Annotated in this window: 4 protein-coding genes and 2 pseudogenes; 4 read left to right on the top strand and 2 right to left on the bottom strand. The window is 45.2% G+C overall.

From position 1 onward, the window contains the following. Nucleotides 1-272: 272 nt before the first annotated feature. Nucleotides 273-1,301 carry a hemerythrin domain-containing protein gene (locus tag RIM23_RS29475; RefSeq protein WP_446371890.1) on the bottom strand — a complete coding sequence of 343 codons (1,029 nt, stop codon included), beginning with the start codon at nt 1,299-1,301 and terminating at the stop codon, nt 273-275. A gap of 283 nt (nt 1,302-1,584) precedes the next feature. Beyond that, on the bottom strand, nt 1,585-2,553 hold the full coding sequence (locus RIM23_RS29470) for an S-layer homology domain-containing protein (RefSeq protein ID WP_446371888.1): 969 nt from the start codon (nt 2,551-2,553) through the stop codon (nt 1,585-1,587). 405 nt (nt 2,554-2,958) lie between these two features. On the opposite strand from RIM23_RS29470, the gene RIM23_RS29465 reads away from it, so the two are divergent. The 4 genes and pseudogenes from RIM23_RS29465 to RIM23_RS29450 form a co-directional block, all read left to right on the top strand. After that, entirely contained in the window at nt 2,959-3,228 is a 270-nt protein-coding gene (locus tag RIM23_RS29465; protein ID WP_446371886.1) for a hypothetical protein, read from the top strand. Then, nucleotides 3,228-3,476 carry a hypothetical protein gene (locus tag RIM23_RS29460; RefSeq protein WP_446371884.1) on the top strand — a complete coding sequence of 83 codons (249 nt, stop codon included), beginning with the start codon at nt 3,228-3,230 and terminating at the stop codon, nt 3,474-3,476. Before RIM23_RS29465 ends, RIM23_RS29460 begins: the two co-directional genes overlap by 1 nt. Before the next feature lie 78 nt (nt 3,477-3,554). After that, nucleotides 3,555-3,971: pseudogene (locus tag RIM23_RS29455) on the top strand (Uma2 family endonuclease); the annotation flags it as partial. A 56-nt stretch (nt 3,972-4,027) separates the two neighbouring features. Continuing rightward, nucleotides 4,028-4,108: pseudogene (locus RIM23_RS29450) on the top strand (IS607 family transposase); the annotation flags it as partial.

Genomic DNA, 4,108 nt, shown 5'->3' with positions numbered 1-4,108 from the left:
GTTAGGGCGGGTTTTGCTGTTCATTTATCGGTGAGTTAGGGCGGGTTTTGCTGTTCATTTATCGGTGAGTTGGGGCGGGTTTTGCTGTTCATTTATCGGTGAGTTAGGGCGGGTTTTGCTGTTCATTTATCGGTGAGTTGGGGCGGGTTTTGCTGTTCATTTATCGGTGAGTTAGCTGAATTTAGTCCCTAAACCCGCCCCTACATTAGTCCCTAAACCCGCCCCTACATTAGTCCCTAAACCCGCCCCTACATTAGTCCCTAAACCCGCCCCTACATTAGGTTTTGCAATTTCTTTTTGACTTCCTTAAATTGAGTTGCCATTTGTTCTCGTTGCTCTGGGGAAAGATTCTTGCGAATAGAAGCAAACATAGTGCTTTCTTCTTGACGAGTGTGATCGCCAATCATGTCTTTCACCTGCTTGAGTTTGGACTTAAACTCGGAGGAAGTCGGATCTAGCTCTTTCATCTCATTCAGAGTCGTTTTTAACTCCTCATGTTCATCATAGAGTTCCTGAGTATCATCATTGCCATAAAATGAACGAACTTGAGGATAGACCGTTTCTTTTTCTGCTTCGGCGTGAACAATTACATCCTTGTAGAGCTGTCCAAAAAACTCCTGGATGCGCTGCGGATTGTTGGTTCCCTTAATTTCACTAATTAAGGTTTTCGCTTTTTGGTGATCCATGAAAATGATATCCATGATATCCATATCAGACCTGTCAGAAGCCTGAGTCACAGCACTACCAATCACACCCGTCATCGCAGCTACTGCATCCTGAACTCGTCCCCAAAGCCCTTGATCAGGTTCTTCACCCGTTAACTCTTGAGTGCCTAAATATTCCAACATTCCCTTAAGTCTTTCCTGATGAGCCCGGTTTTCAAAGTTAACCGAATTTAGGGGGGAAAGTGCTTCCTCGACATCCGCACCAGCGATTTGAGCTGCCTTATGAACCACAAGTCCGGACATGACTTGTCCATGTTTCAGGAGTTCATGCTGAGCCAGTTTCTCATAAAGGCTGAGTTCAGAGCTTTTCATCATCTCCTGAGCCTGTTCAATCATTTTTTGAACTTTCTCTTTTGGCTCAGATTGAATTCCATATTGAGTGATGGTTGTTTCCAGAACTTCCAGGTTGTTCTGGTCATCCTCCAACATGTCTTCTAAGCGACCAAAAATCTCGTTGTTTTTGCATTCCTTTATAAATTGCTGTTCATTAGCAATAATTAAATTTTGAATTGCCCGCATATCGGCAAGTTTTTCAGCAATGGCAGAGCGCTTAGCATCAGTAAGGGTAGCAACCATTTTCTTGTGTTCTCCTATTTACGAGTTGTTTATTAAGTGAGTCGCTTGATTTTAAGGATTCACTCGCTATTCAGATTAATTGGCTTATTTCAGAGTAGCTCTATGGCTAATAATGATTAATCTATCTGAGGGTAGACTGTTGGCTAATTCAAGGGTCAATTGTTTAGCAGAATGTTGGAGGAGGATAATCCGTCAATTTAGGTAAAGTACCTCTATCGGCATAGGTCAAATTACTAGAGAAAAGCTAGGTGGAAGAGATAGGCTGAAACGTTATTTATTGGAGTTAAGCTCTTTTTTGGGAAACCACCACAGCTTGATGAAGCATAGCCGCAAGTTCAGCACGGGTAGCCGGTTTATTTGGATTGAGCAAATCGCCTTGAGGATAGCCAGTGACTAAACCTGCTTTTACCGCCGCTGCGACGTTGGCGATCGCATAGTTGGGTATTTGATCGCTATCTTGGTACTGTTGTAAGGTTTTAGTGGGTTCGGATGGGGGTTTAAGGTTCAGGGCTTTAGCCAAAACCACTAATGCTTCTGCACGGGTAATCGGTTGGTTGGGACGAAATTTATCATCCGGATATCCAATGATTATTCCCGCTTTAGCCACCTCCTCAATCGCCTCAGCGCCCCAGTAATTGGGGGGTAAATCTTTAAACGCGATCGCACGCCGCTTTGGTTTTGGCTCAAATCCCTGCTGTAGCATAGCGGCTAACTCTCCCCGGGTGGCAAATCGCTGCGGTTTAAATTCACCTTGGGGAAAGCCCACCACAATATCTCGCTGCGCCAACGCTGCGATTGCAACATGCGCCCAAAATTCATCGGGTACATCAGAAAATTCCACCGAGGGAGTAGGTGTTGGGGTTACGGTTGGCGTTACAGTTGGGGATGGAGTTTTCTCCGGCGCTCCAGGTGCTGGAGCAGCTTGCATTCTCCCTTGCACCCCTGCAACCCGACTCCCCTGCACCTCAGCTTCCCGACGAGGTGTTGTCTCAGAAGTGGATAATTCAGGAGTCGTCGGTGTGGGTTTAGTCGGCTCTGGAGATTCCGGTGTTGAGTCAGGTTGAGGTGAGGGCGGGGAAAACCCTAACTCTTGCAGAATCTGATCTTTATGTTCTCTATCTATCGCCCAATAGAAAATACCGCCAATTGTTGTCAATGTCACAATAATCGCAATCCACTCATCTAAATTAAGAGGAGATGGGGGTTCTGGCGCAGAGGGAGGGGACATAGCGATCGCGTAACATAGGAACATATAAACTCTTACAGAAGATTAGCGATCGCGTCTGGATAATTCACAAGGGAAATCCTGGAACTTTACCCTGAGACAGGTGATAGACACTATGTCTAAGTCTTAACCTGATAGTAGTTGTGAATATTGGAACCTGATATGAAAGATATTTCTGACAAAACGATTAAATTGGCACAGAAACATGGCAAGCAGCTTGAGCTGCTGACCCTCTGGATTTAATACTACTTAGCTTATAGATAATTAGGAATCCATCTCCCAGCTCACTTTCGTAGGTGGGGGTTAAGGCGAGGCAACGCCCCATAGCCAATAAAGTGTTAGAATATCGAAATCTTGAGCGGTACGGTAAAGGAAGGAAAAATTCCGATGGGGGAGCATTCATGATAGCTGTATTTCCTATACCACTAACCTATGACCACCACTAAAGAAAAATTGCTCATCGCGATCGAATCTACCCCAGAACCCATTCTGGAGCAAATTCTCGACTATCTGGAATACCTCAAAACCCGACCTACCCGCCCTACCACTCGCTCTAGAACCGTTCCAATTTCGGATGGGGAACCCCTAAAGCGCGGCTCTAAAGCCAAAGACTTACTAAAATTCGCTGGGACTTGGCAGGGCGAAGACTTCGAGGAATGTCTTCAACTTGTTTACGACACTCGCTCCCCAGGCGAATTCTGATGTATTTGCTCGACACCAACCACTGTAGCCGCATCATCTTTGGTGAACAAGCCCTCATTCAACAGCTACAAGTTCACAGCGATGCAGGTGTTGCCACCAGTATCATCGTCTGTGGGGAACTCTTCTACATGGCAAGACTCTTGGGTTTGAATGATTTTCATCCGGCTCAATCAAATAATCCTCACTGTTTGGCTCTATTGAACATTCTGGAACCACTGTGTCACCCCATCTGCGATCGCACGGGCTAATCTCTTTTGTTGCGGGTTTGTAATCTATTCAAATTTTAATCTAAAATAGGGCTTACAGATGGAGGGAGATGATACCTGATGACGACGGTTGCAACTCAGCCTAAAATTACCTGGGAGAAGCTACCCGATGATTTTCCCTTACCCGATGATCCTGTGGATAATATTGATCAGCCGACATTAGCCGCCGCACTTAGCGACAGTTTAGAACAAACCGGGCGATTGCAAGACAATACATTAGTCGCTACGAATTACGGTGTCTGCGCCCGGTTAGAGGGTAAGTTTGTGGTTAAAGCTCCCGATTGGATGTATGTACCTCGGATTGAGGTATCCCTAGGAAACGTGCGTCGCAGTTATACGCCACACCTGCAAGGGGATATTCCAGGAATTGTAATTGAATTTCTTTCCGATACAGAAGGAAATGAATATTCGAGCAAGCCAACTTATCCTCCAGGGAAATGGTATTTTTATGAGCAAGTGTTGCGAGTCCCCCAGTATTGTAAAGTTTCAATAAGAATATAGCCAGATGTAGTCATGTTGGGTAATATATAGACATGAAACTCTCAGACTATGCCAAAAAAGCAGGAATCAGTTATCGAACTGCCTGGAGGTGGTGGAAACAAGGAAACTTGACG

It is taken from the genome of Coleofasciculus sp. G3-WIS-01 (genome assembly GCF_040223135.1).
Lineage (GTDB): Bacteria > Cyanobacteriota > Cyanobacteriia > Cyanobacteriales > Coleofasciculaceae > Coleofasciculus.
This window is presented reverse-complemented; position numbering and strand designations above follow the sequence as displayed.

What these genes read in the sequence shown, in the direction of transcription:
- RIM23_RS29475 (WP_446371890.1), bottom strand. Translation starts at nt 1,301, where the DNA reads ATGGTTGCTACCCTTACTGATGCTAAGCGCTCTGCCATTGCTGAAAAA.
- RIM23_RS29470 (WP_446371888.1), bottom strand. Translation starts at nt 2,553, where the DNA reads ATGTTCCTATGTTACGCGATCGCTATGTCCCCTCCCTCTGCGCCAGAA.
- RIM23_RS29465 (WP_446371886.1), top strand. Translation starts at nt 2,959, where the DNA reads ATGACCACCACTAAAGAAAAATTGCTCATCGCGATCGAATCTACCCCA.
- RIM23_RS29460 (WP_446371884.1), top strand. Translation starts at nt 3,228, where the DNA reads ATGTATTTGCTCGACACCAACCACTGTAGCCGCATCATCTTTGGTGAA.